Annotated in this window: 16 protein-coding genes and 4 pseudogenes; 16 read left to right on the forward strand and 4 right to left on the reverse strand. The window is 72.7% G+C overall.

Annotation, left to right across the window (positions count from 1 at the left end):
• Nucleotides 1-265 precede the first annotated feature (265 nt).
• From ACOBQB_RS20955 to ACOBQB_RS20980, 6 genes and pseudogenes are all read left to right on the forward strand, one after another.
• Complete coding sequence (locus ACOBQB_RS20955) at nt 266-1,504, forward strand: prenyltransferase/squalene oxidase repeat-containing protein (protein ID WP_423593693.1); 1,239 nt, start codon at nt 266-268, stop codon at nt 1,502-1,504.
• A complete protein-coding gene (locus ACOBQB_RS20960) occupies nt 1,501-2,193 on the forward strand; it encodes an SCO2322 family protein (RefSeq protein WP_423593694.1) in 693 nt (230 codons plus the stop codon). Before ACOBQB_RS20955 ends, ACOBQB_RS20960 begins: the two co-directional genes overlap by 4 nt.
• 25 nt (nt 2,194-2,218) lie before the next feature.
• A pseudogene (locus ACOBQB_RS20965) lies at nt 2,219-3,352 on the forward strand (energy-coupling factor transporter transmembrane component T); the annotation flags it as partial.
• Nucleotides 3,353-3,395: 43 nt separating this feature from the next.
• Nucleotides 3,396-5,090 (forward strand): ABC transporter ATP-binding protein, encoded by a 1,695-nt coding sequence (locus ACOBQB_RS20970; protein ID WP_423593695.1) that lies wholly within the window; start codon nt 3,396-3,398, stop codon nt 5,088-5,090.
• A 61-nt stretch (nt 5,091-5,151) separates the two neighbouring features.
• Entirely contained in the window at nt 5,152-6,003 is an 852-nt protein-coding gene (locus tag ACOBQB_RS20975) for an ECF transporter S component (RefSeq protein ID WP_423593696.1), read from the forward strand.
• 336 nt (nt 6,004-6,339) lie between these two features.
• On the forward strand, nt 6,340-6,783 hold the full coding sequence (locus tag ACOBQB_RS20980) for a transglycosylase SLT domain-containing protein (protein WP_423593697.1): 444 nt from the start codon (nt 6,340-6,342) through the stop codon (nt 6,781-6,783).
• Between the two features lie 241 nt (nt 6,784-7,024).
• Here ACOBQB_RS20980 and ACOBQB_RS20985 read toward each other — a convergent pair whose 3' ends face one another.
• Nucleotides 7,025-8,194, reverse strand: a complete 1,170-nt coding sequence (locus tag ACOBQB_RS20985) for a steroid 3-ketoacyl-CoA thiolase (protein WP_423593698.1) — start codon at nt 8,192-8,194, stop codon at nt 7,025-7,027.
• A 263-nt stretch (nt 8,195-8,457) separates the two neighbouring features.
• Between ACOBQB_RS20985 and ACOBQB_RS20990 the strand changes: the two genes are divergently transcribed.
• Together ACOBQB_RS20990 and ACOBQB_RS20995 are read left to right on the forward strand one after the other, a co-directional pair.
• Nucleotides 8,458-9,702: a cytochrome P450 gene (locus ACOBQB_RS20990; RefSeq protein ID WP_423593699.1), complete on the forward strand. Its 1,245-nt coding sequence runs from the start codon at nt 8,458-8,460 to the stop codon at nt 9,700-9,702.
• A 112-nt stretch (nt 9,703-9,814) separates the two neighbouring features.
• Nucleotides 9,815-11,314 carry a hypothetical protein gene (locus ACOBQB_RS20995; RefSeq protein ID WP_423598634.1) on the forward strand — a complete coding sequence of 500 codons (1,500 nt, stop codon included), beginning with the start codon at nt 9,815-9,817 and terminating at the stop codon, nt 11,312-11,314.
• A gap of 15 nt (nt 11,315-11,329) precedes the next feature.
• On the opposite strand, the pseudogene ACOBQB_RS21000 reads toward ACOBQB_RS20995, so the two are convergent.
• A pseudogene (locus ACOBQB_RS21000) lies at nt 11,330-13,369 on the reverse strand (bifunctional glycosyltransferase 87/phosphatase PAP2 family protein); the annotation flags it as partial.
• Between the two features lie 459 nt (nt 13,370-13,828).
• Here ACOBQB_RS21000 and proP point away from each other — a divergent pair.
• On the forward strand, nt 13,829-15,238 hold the full coding sequence (proP, locus tag ACOBQB_RS21005; protein ID WP_423593700.1) for a glycine betaine/L-proline transporter ProP: 1,410 nt from the start codon (nt 13,829-13,831) through the stop codon (nt 15,236-15,238).
• Nucleotides 15,239-15,423: 185 nt separating this feature from the next.
• Nucleotides 15,424-16,119 carry an O-methyltransferase gene (locus ACOBQB_RS21010; RefSeq protein ID WP_423593701.1) on the forward strand — a complete coding sequence of 232 codons (696 nt, stop codon included), beginning with the start codon at nt 15,424-15,426 and terminating at the stop codon, nt 16,117-16,119.
• A 38-nt stretch (nt 16,120-16,157) separates the two neighbouring features.
• On the opposite strand, the gene ACOBQB_RS21015 is transcribed toward ACOBQB_RS21010, so the two are convergent.
• Nucleotides 16,158-16,550: a hypothetical protein gene (locus ACOBQB_RS21015; RefSeq protein WP_423593702.1), complete on the reverse strand. Its 393-nt coding sequence runs from the start codon at nt 16,548-16,550 to the stop codon at nt 16,158-16,160.
• A 112-nt stretch (nt 16,551-16,662) separates the two neighbouring features.
• On the opposite strand from ACOBQB_RS21015, the gene ACOBQB_RS21020 reads away from it, so the two are divergent.
• The 5 genes and pseudogenes from ACOBQB_RS21020 (at nt 16,663) to ACOBQB_RS21040 (ending at nt 19,267) form a co-directional block, all read left to right on the forward strand.
• Nucleotides 16,663-17,067 carry a DUF1992 domain-containing protein gene (locus ACOBQB_RS21020; protein WP_423593703.1) on the forward strand — a complete coding sequence of 135 codons (405 nt, stop codon included), beginning with the start codon at nt 16,663-16,665 and terminating at the stop codon, nt 17,065-17,067.
• Between the two features lie 157 nt (nt 17,068-17,224).
• Entirely contained in the window at nt 17,225-17,884 is a 660-nt protein-coding gene (locus ACOBQB_RS21025; RefSeq protein WP_423593704.1) for a hypothetical protein, read from the forward strand.
• A 37-nt stretch (nt 17,885-17,921) separates the two neighbouring features.
• A pseudogene (locus ACOBQB_RS21030) lies at nt 17,922-18,275 on the forward strand (hypothetical protein); the annotation flags it as partial.
• Between the two features lie 31 nt (nt 18,276-18,306).
• Nucleotides 18,307-18,633 (forward strand): antibiotic biosynthesis monooxygenase family protein, encoded by a 327-nt coding sequence (locus tag ACOBQB_RS21035; protein WP_423593705.1) that lies wholly within the window; start codon nt 18,307-18,309, stop codon nt 18,631-18,633.
• 100 nt (nt 18,634-18,733) lie between these two features.
• Nucleotides 18,734-19,267 carry a GNAT family N-acetyltransferase gene (locus ACOBQB_RS21040; protein WP_423593706.1) on the forward strand — a complete coding sequence of 178 codons (534 nt, stop codon included), beginning with the start codon at nt 18,734-18,736 and terminating at the stop codon, nt 19,265-19,267.
• A 12-nt stretch (nt 19,268-19,279) separates the two neighbouring features.
• Here ACOBQB_RS21040 and ACOBQB_RS21045 read toward each other — a convergent pair.
• A pseudogene (locus ACOBQB_RS21045) lies at nt 19,280-21,345 on the reverse strand (DHA2 family efflux MFS transporter permease subunit).
• A 192-nt stretch (nt 21,346-21,537) separates the two neighbouring features.
• On the opposite strand from ACOBQB_RS21045, the gene ACOBQB_RS21050 reads away from it, so the two are divergent.
• On the forward strand, nt 21,538-22,650 hold the full coding sequence (locus ACOBQB_RS21050) for a peptidoglycan-binding domain-containing protein (RefSeq protein WP_423593707.1): 1,113 nt from the start codon (nt 21,538-21,540) through the stop codon (nt 22,648-22,650).
• Nucleotides 22,651-22,679: the final 29 nt, after the last annotated feature.

The raw sequence follows: 22,679 nt of genomic DNA on the forward strand, positions 1-22,679 counted from the left end.
GTCCTCACGTCCGCGCGGGGGGAAGCCGGTGCGAATCCGGCGCTGCCCCTTCCCCGAGTTCTCGGCGTCGCCGAGCAGGGGAGGCCCGATCCGTACGCCATGGCTTCGGTGATCCGGAAGCCGGCGCGGAGCGTGACCGGCTCGCTTCATCGGGACCCCCGATGAGCGGCACCGTCGAGGTATACGGAGCCGGAGCCGCCCGGAAGCCGTGCCCGCACGGTCCGTGCCGCCCCGCTCCCCGCAGGGAGAGGCAACCCGCCGCATCATGAACGTTCGCCGCAGCGCAGCGGTCCTGGCCGCCGTGGCCGTATTCGGCTCGGCCGCCGCACCGGCCGCCTTCGCGGACGACGCCCCGTCGCCCTCGACCGCGCTCCCCTCGGGCCTGTACGGCACGTCCGACCCCAAGTTCGACGGCGTCTTCCGGCAGTCGTACGCCCTGCTCGCCCTGGACACCGCGGGTGTCGAGCCCGCCCAGAAGGCCGTGACGTGGCTGACCGGGCAGCAGTGCGCGAGCGGTGGCTTCGCGGCCTACCGCGCCGACGCGAGTGAGCCGTGCGACTCCAAGACGCCGGTCGACAGCAACTCCACCGCCGCCGCCGTGCAGGCCCTCGCCGCCCTCGGCGGCCACGACAAGAGCCTGGCCAAGACGGTCGACAAGAGCGTGGCCTGGCTGAAGTCCGTGCAGAACCAGGACGGCGGCTGGGGCTACAACCCCGGCCTGCCCTCCGACGCCAACTCCACCGGCATCGTGGTCGGCGCCCTCGCCGCGGCCGGTGAGAACCCCGCGGACGTGAAGTCGCAGAAGGGCGGGTCCGCCGACGACGCGCTGCCGAAGCTCGCCATGGACTGCGGCAAGGGCGACGGCGCCTTCGGCCTCGCCGACGCCAAGTCCGGCAAGCTCTCGCCGAACGCGGACGCCACCGCGGCCGGTGTCCTCGGCAGCCTCGGCAAGGGCCTCGTCGTGACCCCGGGCAAGAAGTCCGCGGGCGAAGCCCCCAAGTGCGCGAAGCCGGACACCGCCTCGCAGGCCGCGAGCAACGGCACCGGGTACCTGCTGAAGCTCCTCGGCGCGAACGACGACCACCTGATGTCCGCGATGCCGGGCGCCAAGGACCAGCCGGACCAGGGCAACACCGCGGACGCCGTGGTCGCCCTCGCCGCCGCCGGGCAGAACGACCAGGCCAAGAAGTCCGCGGAGTGGCTCGCGAAGAACTCCGCGGCCTGGGCGAAGCAGTCCGGCCCCGCCGCCTACGCCCAGCTGCTCTTCGCCGCCCACGCCGCCGGCATGGACCCGCGCGACTTCGGCGGCGCGGACCTCGTCGAGCGGCTGAGCGCCCAGGGCCCGCCGCCGGAGAAGACGTCGAAGTCGCCCTCCGCTTCGGACGAGAAGGACAGCAAGAACGACGCGGGCGTCAGCATCTGGTGGATCATCGGCGTCGGCATGGTCGCCGGCATCGGCATCGGCTTCCTGTACAGCGCCAACCGCAAGAAGCAGCAGCCGTGACGCGGGGCCGGACAGGCCGGACGCGGGCCCGCGGGTGGCGCGTACGCACGGCGGCCGGGGCGCTTCTCGCCGCACTGCTCTGCGTCCTCGCCGCCGCGCCCTCCCAGGCCGCCGGCTACCGCTACTGGTCGTTCTGGGACCGGGACGGCGACACATGGACGTACGCCAGTCAGGGCCCCGGCACCGCCCGCCCCGACGACGGTGACGTCCAGGGGTTCCGCTTCTCGGTCTCCGCGGGCTCCCAGGACGCCGCCAAGCCGCGCGGACCGGCGGACTTCGCGGACATCTGCGCGAAAACGCCCGCTCAGGACGGCCGTAAGAGGGTCGCTCTCGTCCTCGACTTCGGTACGCGCGGGGACGCCCCGCGCGGGGAGTCGCCGCCCGCGCCCCGGCTGGCCTGCGCCCGTGTCGCCGAGGACGCCACCAGCGCGGAGGCGCTCGCCTCGGTCGCCAAGCCGCTGCGCTACGACAGCAAGGCACTGCTCTGCGCCATCGACGGCTACCCGAAGGCGGGCTGCGGCGAGCAGGTGTCCGCAGACGGGACGGATCGCTCCCGCCCCGAGGAGAAGGCGAACGAGAACCAGGACCGGAACGACGGCGGGCCCTCCGTGGGTCTGATCGCCGGGATCGCCGCGGTGGCGGTGCTCGGCGGTGCCGCGTTCTGGCAGGCCCGGCGCCGTCGCGGCTGACGCGGCACCGGACACGGACAGCACGATGAGGGACCTGACGAACGGCCATGCCCGCGCGAGCGGCCTCCTGCGCCGCCGCCGCGCCCCCGAGGCACACCGGAGCAACGCCCTGCATCCGGGTGCCTGGTGGGTGTGGGCGCTCGGGCTCGGCACGGCCGCGTCCCGCACCACGAACCCACTGCTGATCGCGCTGTTGATCGGCGTCGCGGGCTACGTCGTGGCGGCGCGCCGGACCTTGGCGCCGTGGGCGAAGTCGTACGGCGCGTTCGTGAAGCTGGCGCTGTTCGTCATCGGCATCCGGCTGGTCTTCGCGATCGTGCTGGGCTCGCCGATCCCGGGCACGCACGTCCTCATGACGCTCCCGGAGGTCCCGCTGCCCGCCTGGGCCAAGGGCGTGCGCATCGGCGGCCGGGTCACGGCGGAGGGCGTGGTCTTCGCGCTCTACGACGGGATCAGGCTGGCGGGCCTGCTGATCTGTGTCGGCGCGGCGAACGCCCTCGCGAGCCCCTCCCGGCTGCTCAAGTCGCTGCCGGGCGCGCTGTACGAGGTGGGGGTCGCCGTCGTCGTGGCGATGACCTTCGCGCCGAACCTCGTCGCGGACGTGCAGCGGCTGCGGTCCGCGCGACGGCTGCGCGGCCGCTCCGACCGCGGGATGCGCGGGCTGCTCCAGGTCGGCCTGCCGGTCCTGGAGGGCGCCCTGGAGCGGTCGGTGGCGCTGGCCGCCGCCATGGACGCGCGGGGCTTCGGGCGCAGCGCCGCCGTGCCCGCGGCCGTGCGCAGGGCCGTCGCCGTACTGACGCTCGGCGGCCTGATGGGCGTCTGCGTGGGGACGTACGGACTGCTGACCGCGCAGGGCGGCTCCTACGGCGTGCCCGCGCTGGTGGCCGGTCTGCTGGCGGCGCTCGCGGGGCTGCGGCTCGGTGGCCGCCGGGCCGTGCGCACCCGCTACCGGCCCGACCGGTGGGGCGTGCGGGCCTGGCTGGTCGCCGGGTCGGGGGTCGCCGTGGCGGGCCTGGTGATCTGGGCCGCCACGCACGACCCGGCGGCCCTGCACCCCGGTGTCGTCCCGCTGATCGCGCCCGTGCTGCCGCTGTGGCCCGCGCTGGCGGTACTCCTCGGACTGCTGCCGGCGTTCGTGGCACCGGCGCCGCCGGCCCCGCACCCCCCTCCCCCGCACCCACCGCATCCCCCGAGGAGACCTCATGATCCACTTCGAGGACGTCTCCGTGACGTACGAGGGAGCGGCGGGGCCCACCGTCCAGGGCGTCGACCTCACCGTCCCCGAGGGCGAGCTGGTGCTGCTCGTCGGCCCGTCCGGGGTCGGCAAGTCGACGCTGCTCGGCACGGTCAGCGGTCTCGTACCGCACTTCACGGGCGGCACCCTGCGCGGCCGGGTGACCGTGGCGGGCCGCGACACCCGTACCCACAAGCCGCGTGAACTGGCCGATGTCGTCGGCACGGTGGGGCAGGACCCTCTCGCGCACTTCGTGACGGACACCGTCGAGGACGAACTGGCGTACGGCATGGAGTCGCTGGGTCTCGCCCCGGGCGTGATGCGCCGCCGGGTCGAGGAGACCCTGGACCTGCTCGGCCTCGCCGACCTGCGCGACCGCCCCATCGCGACGCTCTCCGGGGGCCAGCGCCAGCGCGTCGCGATCGGCTCGGTCCTCACGCCCCACCCCCGGGTGCTCGTCCTGGACGAGCCGACCTCGGCGCTCGACCCGGCCGCCGCCGAAGAGGTCCTCGCGGTGCTCCAGCGGCTCGTCCACGACCTGGGCACGACGGTGCTGATGGCCGAACACCGGCTTGAGCGGGTCGTGCAGTACGCGGATCAGGTGCTGCTGCTCGCGGCGCCGGGCGAGCCGCCGGTGCTCGGCGACCCGGCGGAGCTGATGGCGCGCTCCCCCGTATATCCGCCGGTGGTCGCGCTCGGGCGCCTCGCGGGCTGGTCGCCGCTGCCGCTGACCGTGCGGGACGCGCGGCGCAGGGCGGGCGCGCTGCGGGAGCGGCTCGCGGACCACGCGCCGCGCCAGGAGGAGACGACGGTACGCCCCGTGGAGCGGCCGGCCGGCCGCTGGCCCCGGCTGCGCAGGGAACGTACGTACGACACCGACAGGACGGCGGCAGCGGCGGCCCGCGTCGAGCGCCTCGCCGTGCGGCGCGGCCGCGCCGAGGCGCTGCGCCGCGTCGACCTGACCGTGACGCCCGGTGAGACGGTCGCCCTCATGGGCCGCAACGGCGCCGGGAAGTCCACCCTCCTGTCCACCCTGGTCGGCCTCCTCGAACCCACCTCGGGCACCGTCCGCGTCGGCGGCGCCGTCCCGCACCGCACGGCTCCCCGGCAGCTGGTCCGGCACGTCGGCCTGGTCCCCCAGGAGCCGCGTGACCTGCTGTACGCGGACACCGTGACCGCCGAGTGCGCCGCCGCCGACCGGGACGCGGGCGCCGGATTCGGCACGTGCCGCGCCCTGGTGAGCGAGCTGCTGCCGGGCATCGCGGACGACACGCACCCCCGGGACCTCTCCGAGGGCCAGCGGCTCGCGCTCGCCCTGGCGATCGTGCTGACCGCGCGCCCTCCCCTTCTCCTCCTCGACGAGCCGACCCGTGGCCTGGACTACGCGGCCAAGGCCCGCCTGGTCACGATCCTGCGAGGTCTCGCCGCCGAGGGCCACGCGATCGTGCTGGCCACGCACGACGTGGAACTGGCCGCCGAGATCGCCCACCGCGTGGTGATCCTCGCGGACGGCGAGGTCGTCGCGGACGGCCCGACCCCGCAGATCGTGGTGTCGTCGCCGTCCTTCGCACCCCAAGTCACCAAGATCCTCGCGCCGCGGGAGTGGCTGACGGTGGCGCAGGTGCGGCAAGCCCTGACGACGGCGGAAAAGGGAACGCCGTGAGCGCCACCGTACGAAACACCAGGCACGTCACCACGGGCCCGTCCCCGACGGAGGCCGCATCATGAGCAGCACTGCCCGCCGAGACCGACGACGTGCCACGAGCGCCGCCCGCCCCGTCCGCCTCGGCCCCCGCTCCATCGTGGCGCTCGCGCTGGTCAGTGCCGTGGGCGTGGCCGCGTTCGGGTGGCCGCTGCTCGCGGCCGGCGACTCGGGGATCACTACGCACGCGGGGGACGCGCCCTGGCTCTTCGCGGCGCTGCTGCCGCTGCTGCTCGCCGTGGTCGTGGCGACCATCGCGGATGTCGGCCTGGACGCCAAGGCCATCGCCATGCTGGGTGTGCTGGCCGCGGCGGGGGCGGCGCTGCGGCCGCTGGGCGCGGGCACGGCGGGCATCGAGCCCATGTTCTTCCTGATGGTGCTGAGCGGGCGGGTGCTGGGCCCCGGCTTCGGGTTCGTGCTCGGGGCGGTGTCGATGTTCGCCTCGGCGCTGCTCACCGGGGGCGTCGGGCCGTGGATGCCCTTCCAGATGCTGTCGATGGGGTGGGTCTGCATGGGCGCGGGGCTGCTGCCGGGCGCCGACACGCTGCGGGGCCGCCGGGAGCTGTGGCTGCTGGCGGCCTATGGAGCGGTGGCCTCGGTCCTGTACGGCACGGTCATGAACCTCCAGGGCTGGCCCTACCTCGGCGGCCTGGCCACCGGTGTCTCCTTCGTGCCCGGCGACCCCCTCGCGGAGAACCTGGCCCGCTTCGTCGCGTACTGCCTGGCCACGTCGCTGGGCTGGGACCTGCCGCGGGCCGTGGTGACGGTCGTGCTGAGCCTCGCGCTCGGGCCCGCCGTCCTGAAGGCGCTGCGGCGGGCCACGCGGCGTGCGGCTTTCGAGGCGCCCGTCACATTCGAGGCCCCGAAGCCGTAAGGGAAGTCGAGCGCTCCGTGACATCCGGGGCGCGAATCCGTGAGGCGGCCCACAGGACTTAGGTCCTCTACTAGCCGGGGCCGTACCTTTTCCCTTTGACGTACACGCATCAATCCCCGGGCTGACCTGGGGATTGAGAGCCACGTCACAGAGGGGACATTCGGCGCGGGTGCGGCTTCCACTAGTAAAGGGGGGCATTGCGCCGACGCACTCGCCCTGTTTCTCTGGAGGAGTCGCAAGGCGCCGACGCCCCCCACGGGACTCGGCGCCCTCGCATGTCCCCCACGTTCCACGGCGTGCACCGCGACTCCCCCATCCCCCACCGGAAGGTCCTCTGTGTCCGCCTCGCTCATCCGCCGCATCGCTTCCCCGAAGAAGGCCATCACCGGCGGCATCGTCGCCGCAGCCGCCACCGGCATGGTCTTCGCCGCGGCACCGGCCCAGGCAGCCACCCCGACCACCGCGAAGGCCGCCGCCCCGGCCGCCGCTCCGACGTCCGCCAAGGCGATCGCGCAGAAGCTGATCTCGGACCCGGCACAGTTCGCCGCGTTCGACAAGATCGTCTCGCACGAGAGCGGCTGGAACGTCAGCGCGACGAACTCCTCCTCCGGCGCCTACGGTCTGGTCCAGGCTCTGCCCGCCTCGAAGATGGCTTCGGCGGGCGCGGACTGGAAGACCAACCCCGAGACCCAGATCAAGTGGGGTCTGAACTACATGAACGACCGCTACGGCAGCCCCGTCGGCGCCTGGAGCCACTGGCAGGCCAACGGCTGGTACTGACCCGGCCCAAAAGAGGCGGCACCCCCCACCCGGGGGGTGCCGCCTTTTTTCGCACCCACGGACGGCCCGCGGTCGCCATCGAGACGCGAGGGGCCGTGCCGGTATGTCCGCCCGGAGCACGGCAAGCACGGCCAAGGGGCCCCGAAGCACAAAGGGGCGCCGCAGGCGATAGCGAGGACGGACATACCGGCACGGCCCCGCACCACCCAGACGCCCCGCACCCCATGACGACGCCCGGCCCCTACAGCCGCTGCAAGATCGTCCCCGTGGCCACCGCACCCCCCGCACACATCGTCACCAGCGCGAACTCCTTGTCACGCCGCTCCAGCTCATGCAGGGCCGTGGTGATGAGCCGCGCCCCCGTGGCCCCCACCGGGTGCCCCAGCGCGATCGCCCCGCCGTTCACATTGACCTTCTCCAGGTCCTGGTCGAAGACCTGCGCCCAGCTCAGCACCACCGACGCGAACGCCTCGTTGATCTCCACGATGTCGATGTCCTTCAGGGACATCCCGGCCTTGCCGAGCACGGCCCGCGTCGCGTCGATCGGCCCGTCCAGATGGAAGTGCGGGTCGGCGCCGACCAGGGCCTGCGCCACGATCCGCGCCCGCGGCTTCAGCTTCAGGGCCCGCGCCATCCGCTTGGACGCCCACATGAGGGCGGCCGCGCCGTCCGATATCTGCGAGGAGTTCCCGGCCGTGTGCACGGCGGTCGGCATGACCGGCTTGAGGCCGGCGAGCGCCTCCATCGTCGTGTCGCGCAGCCCCTCGTCCCGGTCGACGAGCCGCCACATGCCCTGCCCGGCGGCCTGCTCCTCCTCGGTGGTGGGCACCTGCACGGCGAACGTCTCGCGCTTGAAGCGCTCCTCGGACCAGGCGACGGCCGCCCGCTCCTGCGAGATGAGGCCGAGCGAGTCCACGTTCTCCCGGGTCAGCCCGCGCTTTCGCGCGATGCGTTCGGCCGCCTCGAACTGATTGGGCAGGTCGACGTTCCACTCGTCGGGAAAGGGTTTGCCCGGCCCGTGTTTCGATCCCGACCCCAGCGGCACCCGCGACATCGCCTCGACCCCGCAGCTGATCCCCACGTCGATGACACCGGCCGCCACCATGTTGGCGACCATGTGGGCGGCCTGCTGCGAAGAGCCGCACTGACAGTCCACCGTCGTCGCCGCCGTCTCGTACGGAAGCCCCATGGTGAGCCAGGCCGTGCGCGCCGGGTTCATCGACTGTTCCCCGGCGTGCGTCACCGTGCCGCCGACGATCTGCTCGACGCAGTCGGCGTGGATAGCGGTGCGCCCGAGGAGTTCGCGGTACGTCTCCCCGAGCAGATAGGCGGGGTGGAGGTTGGCGAGCGCGCCCGCGCGCTTGCCGATGGGGGTGCGTACGGCTTCGACGATGACAGGTTCCGCGGCCATGGGGCTGGTCCTCTCCGTCCACGTCCCGCGAGCCGTCCCGGCGGCTCGCGGGAGGAACTGGTACGCGTTCTAGTTCCCCCCAGCAGTTTGCTGAGCGGAGCCCCGACGCCGCAAGGGTCTTGCACGCACCTTGCGCCGGCGCGCGGCGAAGACCGCGCGCAAACTGTCCGGCCAGGGGCCTTGCCACTTGTAGAACCCGTTATTACCTTGCGAGCCAAGCCTCCTGACGACCCGTCAGCTACCTGTCGACACTGGAGATGCCGATGCCCTGTCCAGCGCTTCCCGACGGGTTCGACTTCACCGACCCGGACCTGCTCCAAGACCGCGTCCCTCTCCCGGAGTTCGCACAGCTGCGGCAGACGGAACCGGTGCGCTGGATCGCCCAGCGGCCCCGCGTGTCCGGCTTCGACGACGCGGGCTACTGGGCCGTCACCCGGCACGAGGACGTCAAGTACGTTTCCACACACCCGGAGTTGTTCTCCTCGAACGCCAACACCGCGATCATCCGCTTCAACGAGTCGATCAGCCGCGACCAGATCGACGTCCAGAAGATGATCATGATCAACATGGACCCGCCCGAGCACACCCGGGTCCGGCAGATCGTGCAGCGCGGCTTCACGCCCCGCGCCATCCGCTCGCTGGAGGACGCCCTGCGCCAGCGCGCCCGCTCGATCGTCGCGGCGGCCCTGGAGACCGCGAGCCCGGACGGCTCCTTCGACTTCGTGACGAACGTCGCCGTCGAGCTCCCGCTCCAGGCCATCGCCGAGTTGATCGGCGTGCCCCAGAAGGACCGCTCCAAGATCTTCGACTGGTCCAACAAGATGGCGGGGTACGACGACCCGGAGTACGCCATCACCGAGGAGATCGGCGCCGAGGCCGCGATGGAGATCGTCTCCTACGCGATGCACCTCGCCGCGGCCCGCAAGGAGTGCCCGGCCAAGGACATCGTCAGTCAGCTGGTGGCGGCCGAGGACGAGGGGAACCTCTCGGGCGACGAGTTCGGCTTCTTCGTGATCCTGCTCGCGGTGGCCGGCAACGAGACCACCCGCAACGCCATCACCCACGGCATGCACGCCTTCCTCACCCACCCCGACCAGTGGGAGCTCTACAAACGCGAGCGCCCCGCCACCACGGCCGAGGAGATCGTGCGCTGGGCGACCCCGGTCGTCGCCTTCCAGCGCACCGCGACACAGGACACGGAGCTGGGCGGCGCCGAGATCAAGCAGGGCGACCGCGTCGGCATCTTCTACTCCTCCGCCAACCACGACCCGGAGGTCTTCGACGACCCGGGCGCCTTCGACATCACCCGCGACCCCAACCCGCACCTCGGCTTCGGGGGCGGCGGCCCGCACTTCTGCCTCGGCAAGTCCCTCGCGGTCCTGGAGATCAACCTCATCTTCCACGCGATCGCCGACGCCATGCCCGGCCTCCGGCTGACCGGCGACCCGCGCAGGCTCCGCTCGGCCTGGCTCAACGGCGTCAAGGAACTACGGGTCACGCCGGGCTGACCCGGCCAACGTTTCCGTTGCGCGAGGCGTCTGGAGAAGTGAACCTTGCTCTGAGCCCCGCCTCTCCCAGACTTCGAACGGAAACGGTGGCCGTGGTCTTCGCCGACTTCCCCTGTACGCGGTGTGGGCGGCGTTCCTCGCGACGGGCGGCGGGGACCTGGCCGCCCAGGAGGCCTGGGCGCGGTTCGCCGCCGAGCACGGCACGGCCGCGTACGGCCTCTTCTGGTACGGCGGCATGCACACCGCCAACTACAGCCTGATCTCGCCCCACCTGATGGCCGCGCTCGGGGTGAAGACGGTGACGGTGCTCTCCGGGGTCGCGGGCGCCTGGCTGGTCGCCGCCCTCGTCGAGCGCACCGGCGTCCGCAGGCCGCTGCGGCCCGCGGTGCTCGCCTCGCTCGGCGTGTGGTGCAACGTCGCCTCGGGACGTACGACGTTCGCGCTCGGCCTCGTCCTCGCCTTCGCGGCCTGTCTGGCGCTCGTGCGGGAGCGGCGCGCGGTCCTCGCCGCGGTGTGCGCGGCGCTCGCGACCATGGCGTCGCCGGTGGCGGGCCTGTTCCTGCTGGTCGCGGGCGCGGGCTACTTCTTCGTACGGGACTGGCCGCGCACGGCCGCGCTCCTCGCGCTGCCGTGCGCGGTCGTGGCGGTCACGACCCTGCTCTTCCCTTTCAGGGGCGAGCATCTGATGCCCTTCGACCGGATCTTCCCGCCCGTGCTGTTCTCCCTGGCCCTGGTCCTCGCGGGCCCGCGCGCGTGGCGGGTGCTGCGCTGGGGCGCGGGCGTGTACGCGGCCGGGACCGTGCTCACGTATCTCATCCCGTCCCCGATCGGTACGAACGTCGAGCGCCTCGCCGAGCTGGTCGGCCCCGCCGCGCTGCTCGCGGCCCTGCTCGCGCCGGGGCTCGGGCGGCTGCGGCGCGCCGTCCTCGCGGCGGCCCTGGTGCTCTCCTCGGCGTGGGTGGTCCAGAAGACCGCCGACGACCTCGCGGTCTCCACGAAGGTGCCGCGCTGGGCGGCCGAGACGCGCGGCGTGGTGCGGGAGCTGGAGCGGCTGGGCGCCGACCGATCCCGCGTCGAGGTCGTCCCGGCCCGCAACCACCGCGAGGCCGCGGTGCTCGCCCCGTACGTGAACATGGCGCGCGGCTGGAACCGCCAGCTGGACATCGAGCGCGGGCGCCTCTTCTACGACGGGACGTTCTCGGCGGCCACCTACCGGGCCTGGCTGGACAAGTGGGCGGTCGGATACGTCGTCCTGCCTTCGGGCGAGCCGGACGGGTTCGCCGAGGAGGAGGCGGAGCTGGTGGCGCGGGAACCCGAGTGGCTGGAGGCGGTCTGGCAGGACGCGAACTGGCGGATCTTCCGGGTGAGGGACGCGGTGCCGCTGGTCTCCGGGCCCGCCTCCGTCGTCCGCGGCACGGACTCCGACGTGGTGGTGCGCGTGCCCCAGCGGGGCGCGGTGACGGTGCGCCTCGTCTACTCGCCGTGGCTGCGGGCCGAGGGCGCCTGCCTGGAGCGGCAGGGCGAGTTCACGCGCCTGTCGGTGCCCGGGCCCGGCACCTACCGGATCAGCTCGGGCTACGGTCCTTCGCCGAGCCCTTCGTCGTGCCGGTGACCGGCGGCGCCTGCGCTCCGGCGACGGCCTCGCGGCGGCGGTTGGCGTCGCGGGGCGGCTCGCTCGGGGTCCCGAGAGCAGGTAGGCGAGGCCGAAGCCGGCGCCGACGACGGCCGCGCCGCCCACCGCGTCGAGCAGCCAGTGGTTGCCCGTCGCCACGATCGCGGAGAGCGTGAGAAGCGGGTGCAGCAGCCCGAGGGCCTTCATCCAGCCCTTCGGGGCGAGGACCGCGATGATCAGGCCGCACCACAGTGACCAGCCGAAGTGCAGCGAGGGCATGGCCGCGTACTGGTTGGTCAGGTCGGTCAGGGTGCCGTAGTTCGGCTTGGTGAAGTCCTGCACGCCGTGCACGGTGTCGACGAAGCCGAGGTCCGGCATCAGGCGGGGCGGGGCGAGCGGGTAGGCCCAGAAGCCGACGAGGGCGAGGACGGTCGCGAAGCCGAGCGCGGTGCGTGCCCAGCGGTACTCCGCGGGGCGGCGCGCGTACAGGACGGCGAGGACGCTCAGCGGCACCACGAAGTGGAACGACGTGTAGTAGAAGTCGAAGAACTCCTCCAGCCAACCGGACCGCACCACCGCGTGGTTGACCCAGTGCTCGACGTCGATGCGCAGGAATCGCTCGACCGAATGGATCTGCTCGCCATGGTGCTCGGCCGTGGCCCGGCCCCCGGAGATCGTGCCGCCGGTCGCGGCGAGCCTGACCTGCTGATAGGCGGAGTAGCCGACGCGGATCAGGAGCAGTTCGAGCAGCAGGTTGGGGCGGGTCAGGACCCGCCGCCAGAACGGGACCAGCGGCACCCGGCGCCACCGGGCCGGGACCGGAGCGGCGTAGTCCGTGGGAATGGGTGTCTGGTACTGCGGGTGCGTGCGGGACAGGAACGGCACGGCGACGGCGGCGGCGAGCGCCGCGATGAGCACGATGTTGTCGCGGACCGGCTCGGTGACCGGCATGTTCGGCAGCATCATCTTGGCGGGCAGCGTCGACACGAGGACGACGGCCACCGGCCACACGTACCGGTCGGAGCGGCGTCTGCCGACCCGGCCGACCGCCGCGAAGAGCACCCACAAGAGCTGGTGCTGCCAGGTCGTCGGCGACACGGCGACCGCCACGCAGCCGGTGATCGCGACGGCGAGGAGGAGCTGCCCGTCCTTGGCGTAGCGCACGGCGCGGCGCAGACCTGCGCAGGCGACGGCGGCGCCGAGGGCCAAAAAGAGGCCGATCTCCAGGGGGCCCTGGAGGCCGAGGCGGAGCAGCATGCCGTGCAGCGACTGGTTGCCGCCGGCGTCGGGGTGCGTGCCGAGGCCCGCTCCGGCGAGGTGGTGGAACCAGTACGTCCATGAGTCGTGCGGCAGGGCGGCCCAGGCGAGCGCCGTGCACAGGGCGAAGCCCGCGCCGGTGGACGCGGCGGCCTTCCTGCGGCCGGTGCACCACAGCAGCGCGGCGAAGAGCAGCATGGCCGGTTGCAGCGCCGCGCCGACGCCGGTCAGGAGGCCGCCGGTCCGCTCGCCGCGCACGGCGAAGAGGCCGAGGAGCACCAGCAGGACCGGGATGACGCTGGTCTGTCCGAGGTGCAGGGTGTTGCGGACGGGCAGCGACAGGATGAGCAGGCTGATCGCCACGGGGGCGGCGAGCAGTGAGGTGCGGCGGGAGTCCGGCCGCGGCAGGGCCCGGGCGGCGACCAGGCCGAGCACGACGACGAGGCCGAGCGTGCCGAAGGTCCAGGCCCAGCCGAGGGCCTGCTCCCCGGCGTGGGCGAGGGGCTTGAGGACGAGGCCGGCGAAGGGGGTGCCGGTGAACCGGTCGGCGTCGTAGAGGGAGCCTTTGACGTGCAGGACGCCGCGCGGCCCGAGCCAGGTCTCCAGGTCGGTGACGCGCTCGCCCTCGGGGGTGCGCAGGACGACAGCCACCTGCCGGATCGCCAGGACGGCGGCGAAGAGCCAGAGGCCGACACGGGCCGCTCCGATCCGCGCCTGGGGTCCGCCGGTACGCCCCGCCCCCAGGGCGTCGCCTGTCCCCAGGGCGTCGCGCGGTTCCCTGTGCTCACCGTTCGCCATGCCGCGTCGCGCCTCCCGACCCGTTCGCCATGTCCGCGGTCCGACCGCGCGGGGCTCGGATGCGGCCCCGAGGGTCGTGCGTCCGTCCTGAAGGACGCACGCACGACCCTTCACCTGGCAACCGCTCCGCCCTTTATCGGCTTTTGTCCGTTGTGCCCAACGCGAAGGCGCGCTTCTCGGACACTTCGAACGTGCGTCCGCACGACGCCTCGCGGGCCTCCGTGCGCGGTTCCCGGCCGGGGCCGCGACATAGATCACAAGCGCAGCTCATCCGTCCCATCGAAAGAAAGGCCGTTTGACCTGCGTAGAAGCTGTTTTCAGGCCCTGCGCGACCATTCGGGCACTGTCCGTAATGCTGGCGAGTGCCCCTATGGTCGCTTTTCGGGCCGCCCCGGTTTCCGTTCCGTTTCCGCGGGCGGCCTCGTCCTTGTCGTCGACCGAAAGCGGGCGAGCGAACCCTTGCCGAGCGCCACCTCCGTCGCACTCCGGAAGCCCGAGCCCGCGTCGGGGCCCCCAGCGGGGGCCCGGAACGCGGCAGCCCCGGACGCCGCACCGGGCGTCACCGTCACCGACCCCGCGCTGGTCAAGCGCGCGGTGAAGGCGGCCGCCCTCGGCAACGCGATGGAGTGGTTCGACTTCGGCGTCTACAGCTACATCGCCGTGACGCTGGGCAAGGTCTTCTTCCCCTCGGGCAACCCCACGGCCCAGCTGCTCTCCACCTTCGGCGCCTTCGCCGCGGCCTTCCTGATCCGGCCGCTCGGCGGCATGGTCTTCGGCCCGCTGGGCGACCGCGTGGGCCGGCAGAAGGTCCTCGCCGTCACGATGATCATGATGGCGGCGGGCACGTTCGCGATCGGCCTGATCCCCTCCTACGCGACGATCGGCGTCTGGGCGCCGATCCTGCTCCTCGCGGCCCGCCTGGTGCAGGGCTTCTCGACGGGTGGTGAGTACGCGGGCGCCTCCACGTTCATCGCGGAGTACGCCCCCGACAAGAAGCGCGGCTTCCTCGGCAGCTGGCTGGAGTTCGGCACGCTGGCGGGCTACATCGGCGGCGCGGGCCTGGTCACCCTGATGACCGCGCTGATGTCCTCGGAGGACCTGGTCTCCTGGGGCTGGCGCATCCCGTTTCTGATCGCGGGCCCGATGGGTCTGATAGGCCTCTATCTGCGGATGCGCCTTGAGGAGACCCCGGCGTTCGCCGCCGAACTGGAGAAGGCCCACAAGGACGAGCAGACCCGCGCGAAGGTACGCCTGCGCGACATGGTCACCGGCCAGTGGAAGGCCCTCCTCCTCTGCATGGGCCTGGTCCTGGTCTTCAACGTCACGGACTACATGCTGCTGTCGTACATGCCGAGCTATCTGACCAGCGAGCTGAAGTACGACGAGACGCACGGGCTGCTGGTCATCCTGGCCGTCATGGCGCTGATGATGTGCGCCCAGCCGTTCGTCGGCGCGCTGACCGACCGGGTGGGCCGCCGCCCGGTGATCGCGACGGGCTGCGCGGGCTTCCTGCTCCTCTCCCTCCCCGCCCTGCTGCTGATCCGCGACGGCTCGCTCTGGGCGATCGGCCTGGGCCTCGGGGCCCTCGGCCTGCTCCTGGTCTGCTTCACGGCGTCGATGCCCTCGACCCTCCCGGCACTCTTCCCCACCAAGGTCCGCTACGGCTCGCTGTCCATCGGCTTCAACATCTCCGTCTCGATCTTCGGCGGCACGACGCCGCTGGTGGTGACGGCGCTGATCGGGGCGACGGGCGACAAGATGATGCCCGCGTACTACATGATGGCGGCGGCGGTAGTGGGCGGGATCGCGGTCTGGTACATGACGGAATCAGCGGGCAGGCCCCTGCCGGGGTCGCCTCCGGCGGAGTAGAGCACACGAAGCCCCCCGCACCGTCGGCGCCGTCGCCCAGCCGCTCCATCTCGGGCAGCCACCGCTCGGCGAACCCCTGGATGTCTTCGTTCCCCAAGTAGGCGAGCAACCACTGACAATCACCTCTCCCCCACACTAAGCTTCTTAGCGAAACTAACTAGGCCGCTGAAGGGAACGTACTCCCCATGAGCCAGCAGCACCAGCAACACCGGCAAGAGTGGAACGCCGTCGACGACTACTTCACCGACCTCCTCGCCCAGCCCGACGACGCCCTCACCGCCGCCCTGCGCGACAGCGAGGCAGCCGACCTGCCGCACATCAACGTGACCCCGAACCAGGGCAAGTTGCTCCAGCTCCTCGCCCTGACCCAGGGCGCCCGCCGCATCCTGGAGATCGGCACCCTCGGCGGCTACAGCACGATCTGGCTGGCCCGCGCCCTGCCCGCCGACGGCCGTCTCATCACCCTGGAGTACAAGCCCGAGCACGCCGAGGTGGCCCGCGGCAACCTCGCCCGCGCCGGGCTCGACAAGCTCACCGAGATCCGCGTCGGCCCCGCCCTGGAGTTGCTGGCCGCGCTCGGCGCCGAACACGCCGAGAACCCCGCGCCGTTCGACTTCGTCTTCATCGACGCCGACAAGGCCAACAATCCGCACTACGTGGAGTGGGCGCTCAAGCTCACCCGCCCCGGCAGCCTCATCGTCCTCGACAACGTCGTACGCGGCGGAGCCGTCACCGACCCCGACGACACGGACCCGGGCGTGCGCGGCACCCGTGCCGCCCTCGACCTCATGGCGCGGCACCCGAAGCTGAGCGCGACGGCGGTGCAGACGGTGGGCACCAAGGGTTACGACGGCTTCGCGCTGGCCCGCGTACGGGACTGACCCTCACCCCTCACCTGTGCACGGACCGCGAGGCCGGCTCAACCCTCGTGGTAGAAGCCGACGTTCACGCTCCGCGGCCCCGACCTGTCCCGGATGACCACCTCGCCCGAACCGCCCCGGGAGAGCGGCGCCGCACCCCCGTACGCGAGGGGCCGCGCCGCTCCCCCCGACAGCACCCGCACCTCTGAGGCCGGGTCCGGGTTCGAGCCGCGCAGCCAGGTCACGGACCAGGCTCCGTCGGACCCGCAACGGAACTCCAGGTGCGTACGGGAGACGAAAAGCCAGTCGCCGGGCGTCACCAGACGGCACACGTTCGCGTCACGCCCCACGCGCAGCACCGCACCCGGCTCGCTCGGCACCTCGGCCATGAGCATGCCCGCGGTCGCACCCGCATCCGCCCCGGACACCGAGGCCATCGTCAGCTCCAGCACGTGCGTACGCTCCTTCAACTCGGGGCGGCGCGAGCGTCGTTGGCCGTCGCGCGCTGCGGCATTTTAAGGCGCCGCCCGGGCGGGCGCACGGGCATCCTGGGACAATGGGCCCATGACTGAGCGCAAGCCACCTGGAGTCACCTTCGAGTCCTGGATCGACAAGCAGATCCGCGAGGCCGAGGAACGCGGCGATTTCGCGTCCCTGCCCGGGAAGGGCAAGCCGCTGCCGGAGGGCCCCGACCCCACGTACGACGAGATGTGGTGGGTCAAGCAGAAGATGGCCCGCGAGGGCCTCTCCTACCTCTCCCCCACGCTCGCCCTGCGCAAGGAGGCCGAGGACACCCTCGCCGCGGCCGCCGACGCCCCCTCCGAACGCATGGCGCGCCGCCTCGTGACCGAACTCAACGAGAAGATCCGCACGGCCCTGCGCACCCCGCCCCCGGGACCGCCGCTCGGCCTGACCCCGTACGACGTCGAGGAGGTGGCCCGCGACTGGCGGGAGCGCCACCCGGCCTGAACGGGCCGCGCGGGAACGCCACCCGGAGTGCCGGGGCCGCTCCGGACCGACGAGCCCGTTTGGCGGTCCGCTTCCTGGCAACTCGCCCCCGGGACAGGTGCGGGGCCGCACGCCGTGCCCCGCACCGCAAGGCCCACCCCCGGGAAGGCACCCATCCATGTCCACAGTCATGATCATCGTCCTGATCGTGGTCGTCGTCGTCCTCGCCGCCGCCGCGTTCGCCATGCTGAGCCGCAGGCGCCTGAACGGAGGCGGCGGCAGTCTCAAGCGCCGCTTCGGCCCCGAGTACGACCACGCGGTCGCCCGGCACGACGGCGACACCAAAGCGGCCGAGCGCGACCTCAACGAGCGGGTGAAGCGGCATGGTTCCCTGCGGCCGCGGTCGCTGGACCCCGCCGCGCGCGAACAGTACTCCGCGCGCTGGAACCTCGCCCAGGAGCGCTTCGTCGACTCCCCGCGCGAAGCCGTGGCCGAGGCGGACCGGCTCATCGCCGAACTGGCCGGAGCCCGCGGCTTCCCCGACGCCGGGCACTACGAGGACCAGCTGGACGCGCTCTCCGTGCACCACTCCACGCACGTCCACGGCTTCCGCAGGGTGCACCGCGCGGCGCTCGACACGACGGGCTCCGAGGAGGGCCGGGCCGGCACCGAGGAGATGCGCGCGGCCATGGTCGAGGCACGGGAGCTCTTCGACGCTTTGATCGCGGACGAGCCCGACGGCCACTCCGCCACCCGCTCCGGAAAGCACCTGACCGGCAAGCACACCACCGGCAAGCGTTCGCACGGCATCACCGGAAGGGGAGTCCAGCATGGCTGACACCACTCGGCCCGACACCGCTCGGCCCGACTCGGCTCTGTTCCCGTCCGAGGAACGCGACAAGCTGGCCCTGCGCCTCCAGAACGCCGTCAACGGCTTCGTCGACGGCCCGCGCGGCGCGGTGGAGGAGGTCGACCACGTCCTTGAGGAGGCCGTCGCCCGCCTCTCGGAGACGCTGGCCGAACGCCGCCGCGTCCTGCGCTCCTCGTGGCACACCACTCCCGCCCAGCCCGCGGCGGGCGGCGGCACCCCGGCCGCCGGCGTCGCACCGGGCGGCGCCCTGCCCACCGAGGGCGCCCCCGCCCCCGAGACCTCGTCCACCGACACCGAACAGCTCCGCCTGGCCCTGCGCGACTACCGCGAGACGGCCGAACGCCTGCTGCGGCTCTGAGCCCCGCGAGGCCGTACGGCAGGATGGCGGCATGAGCATCGTGAAGATCAACGCCCTCACCGTCCCCGAGGAACAGCGCGAGGTCCTGGAAAAGCGCTTCGCGTCCCGCGCGGGCGCGGTGGAGAACTCCGACGGCTTCGAGTGGTTCGAGCTGCTGCGTCCCATCGAAGGCACCGACCAGTACCTCGTCTACACCCGCTGGCGCGACGAGGCCTCCTTCCAGGCATGGATGGAGGGCCCCATGAAGGCCGCGCACCAGGGCGGCGGCGAGGGCGGCGGCGAACGCCCCAAGCCGGCCGCGTCCGGCTCCACGCTCTGGTCCTTCGAGGTCGTCCAGCAGGCCGCGCCCAAGAGCTGACCGGGACTGACTTGTACGGCGCTATGGCACTATGGCGTTACGGCGCCCCGCGGGCGAATTCGCTTGCGGGGCGCCGTCCTTGTCCCCGCAGAATGACGCCATGGACGCCCTGACCGAAACCCGTGCCCCCGCCGCCACCTGGTCCGTCGCCCCCGAGGCGTACGACTCTCCCGTGGCCGCCGCCCTGTGGCGTGCGTACTACACCGAGGTCAGCGACCGCTGGTACCTGCTCCACGAGGGCCGGACCACCGACCCCGAGGAGCTGGAGCGCGAGGTGGCCGCGGAGACCGGGGCGGATCTCGCGCCGCCAACCGGGGTGCTGCTCGTGGCGCGGTACGGCGAGGAGCCCGTCGGCACGGCGGGCGTACGGCTCCTCGACGCGACGACCGCCGAACTCAAGCGCGTCTTCCTGCGCGAGGACGCGCGCGGCAAGGGCGGCGCCTCCGTCCTGCTGGCCGCCGCCGAGGACGCGGCACGCGCGCTCGGCGGAGAGCGGCTCGTCCTCGACACCCGCACCGACCTGGTGGAGGCCCGCGCGCTGTACGAGCGGCACGGGTACGAGGAGATCGAGCCCTACACCGACAGCCCGTACGCGGAGCACTGGTACGGCAAGAAGCTGGCCCCGCGGGCCTGACCCGGTCTGACGTCACACCGCCCTGAGCCGCGTCGCCCCGTCATGCGGCCGCTCCGACTCCGATCCGCACAGCTCCCCGCTCAGCTCCGCCACCAGCTGGGCCAGGTCCGTCGGTCGCCGCGGGTCCCACCAGTCGCCGAGCAGTTCGGCCAGGGACTCCTCGCGGGCCTTCGCGAGCTTCCTCGCGACCTCGCGGCCGCGGTCGGTCAGGCGCATCTGAAGGCCCTGCCGTTCGGCGAGGCGCCGCTCCTCCACCTGGCGGGCGGCGGCGGTGATGACGGTCAGCGGCACTGTGGTGCGTTCGGCGAGCACGGCCGGTTCGACGGTGCCGTGCCGGGCGATGCGCAGGAGCAGCCAGCTGGACGCGGGCAGCAGGTCGTAGCCCGCCCGCGCGGTGATCTTCTCGTAGACCGCGCGCCGTCCCTCGCGGGTGCCGAGGACCGACAGGGCCCGCGCCACCTCGTCGTGGGAGGAGCGTTCGACGGGGTTGCTGGCCAGCGTCTGCGTCGTGTCGGGCGCGGTGACCGAGCCGCGCAGCTTGTCCTCGCGCAGGAACCAGGCGAGGAGGAAGGCCAGCAGGGCGACCGGCGCCGCGTACAGGAAGACGTCGGTGATCGACGAGGCGTACGCGTGGAGCGCGCTGGGCCGCAGCTCGGCGGGGAGCCGCGCGATGCCGCGCGGGTCGGCCTCCAGGGTGGTGACGTTCAGCCCCGGTGGCAGTTGCTGCCCGGCGAGGGCGTCGGTCAGCTTGTCGCCGAGCCGGTTGGTGAAGATCGTGCCGAAGATCGCGACGCCGAAGGAGGCGCCGATCGAGCGGAAGAACGTGGCGCCGGACGTGGCGACGCCCAGGTCCTCGTAGCTGACGGCGTTCTGCACGATGAGTACGAGCACCTGCATGACCAGGCCGAGGCCCAGGCCGAAGACGAAGAAGTAGGCGCTCATCTCGCCGGTGCCGCTGTGTTCGTCCAGCTGGTGCAGCAGGAGCAGGCCGAGCGCGGTGACGGCCGTGCCTGCGACGGGGAAGACCTTCCAGCGGCCCGTCCGGCTGACGATCTGGCCGGAGGCGGTGGCCGAAGGAGCATGCCGGCCACCATCGGCAGCATGTGCACGCCCGACATGGTCGGCGAGACGCCCTGGACGACCTGGAGGAACGTCGGCAGGTAGGTCATCGCCCCGAACATCGCGAAGCCCACGATGAAGCTGATGACCGCGGAGAGCGTGAAGGTGCGGACGCGGAACAGCTTGAGCGGCAGCACTGGTTCGGCGGCCTTGCGCTCCACGGCGACGAAGGCGACGGCGAGGACCACGCCGAGCACCGCGAGGCCGATGATCCGCGGCGAGCCCCAGGCCCAGGTGGTGCCGCCGAGCGAGGCGACGAGGACCAGGCAGGTGGCGACGGACGCGATGAGGAACGTGCCGAGGTAGTCGATGGTGTGCTTGGTGTCGCGCACCGGGATGTGCAGCGTGGTGGCGATGACGAGGAGCGCGACAACGCCGATCGGCAGGTTGATGTAGAAGACCCAGCGCCAGCTGAGGTGTTCGGTGAAGAGCCCGCCGAGCAGCGGTCCGAGGACGCTGGTCGCGCCGAAGACGGCCCCGAAGAGCCCCTGGTACTTGCCCCGCTCGCGCGGCGAGACGAGGTCGCCGACGATCGCCATGGACAGCACCATGAGCCCGCCGCCGCCGAGTCCCTGGAGCGCCCGGAATCCGATGAGCTGCGGCATGTTCTGCGCCATGCCGCAGAGCGCCGAGCCGACCAGGAAGATCATGATCGCGGTGAGGAAGAGCTTCTTGCGGCCGTACTGGTCGCCGAGCTTGCCCCAGAGCGGGGTCGCGGCCGTCGCGGCCAGCATGTACGCGGTGACGACCCATGACAGGTGGTCCATGCCGCCGAGGTCGCTGACGATCGTCGGCAGGGCGGTGGAGACGATGGTCTGGTCGAGGGCCGCGAGCAGCATGCCGAGGAGCAGCGCGCCGATGGAGACGAGTACACCGCCGGGCGGATGTCCGTTCCCCGCGTGGCCACGCGATGGTTCGGGCCCCGGCCCCGCGGGGCGGGCGCTGACATCCTGCGTCATGGGCACCTCCTGGGAGTCCCGGGGTGGGTGGGTCTGCTGTGGCTGGAGGGGCGACCGGGGATGGCCGAAGAGTTCCCCCTCCATCGTGGTCCGTGTGACCGGTTATGGCCTGTTGAAGCATCGGTCTGCATAATCGGCGAAGTTCTCGGGGCGGGCGGGACACGGGAGGGCCGAGAGGGGAGGGGTACTGCGGTGACCGGACACGACAGGCATCAGGACGGCGGGCGGCGGTGCCCCGAATGCGGGGCGCCGCGCGCGGTGAACAGCTCCCCGGCGTGCGGCTGCGCACGGCGCACGGCGGACACGGCGTCCCGCACCCGCTCCGCGGAGGCGGCGGCCGCCGAGGACTTCGATCCCCTACGGATACGCCCTTACGTGTCGCTGCCGGACCCGGAGGCGAAGACTCCTGCGCCGGACGCCGAAGACGTACGTAGCGTCGACGGAGGCGGAGGCGGAGCGACTGAGGCGGCCGAGGCGGCCTTCACCGCACACCTGAGCCCCACCAACCCCACCAACGGCCCAGGGCACCTCCCGACCAAGACCCCGGCCACGCCGCCCCCACTCCCGAGGCCCCCGGCGACGAAGGCCCCGGCGCCGGACACCGAAGACGCACGTGGCTTCGAGGGAGGCGGGGCGGCCGGGGCGGCCGCACACCTGGGCCCCGCCGACCCCGCCTCCCCCGCCCGTTCCGCACGCCGCAGGCGCCGCAGGCGGTACGTGCTGCTCGGTGGCGCCAGCGCCATCGCGGCCGTGACCGCCGGCGCTGTTTTCGCCACCGGACTGTTCTCGTCGGCCGCCGACCGGCCGACGAGGGATCGCGCGCTGCCGGGCGCCTCCGCCTCGGCCTTCGGGGACCCGGGGAAACCGGCGCCGCCCGCCGCGAAACGGGCCGCGTCCCCCACGTCCGCCACACCCCGGACCCCCTCCACCACACCGCGCGACACGACGCCGCCGCCCGCGCCGACCCGTTCCGCCCCGCAGCCGTCACCGTCACCGTCACGGTCCTCGTCGTCCGCGCCGCCCTCGACGGGGCGCGCGACGGGCTCGGCGGACGCGACGCCGCCCCGTGAGCCCAGCACGGCGGTGCCCCTCAGCCAGGGCGACCGGGGCCCGGAGGTCGCCGAGCTCCAGGGGCGGCTGGCGCAGCTGTATCTGTACGTGGGCGAACGGGACGGCTCGTACACCCGCCAGGTCACCGCGGCGGTGCTCCGTTACCAGTGGGCGCGCGGCCTCACCTCGGACGAGCCGGGCGCGTACGGCCGCCAGACGCGCCGGAGCCTGGAGTCGGAGACGAGGGAGCCGTAAGTCCCGTGGTCGGGGCCGCCGGGCCGGGT

The sequence above is a fragment of the Streptomyces sp. G5(2025) genome (assembly GCF_049542075.1).
In the GTDB taxonomy this organism is placed as follows: domain Bacteria; phylum Actinomycetota; class Actinomycetes; order Streptomycetales; family Streptomycetaceae; genus Streptomyces.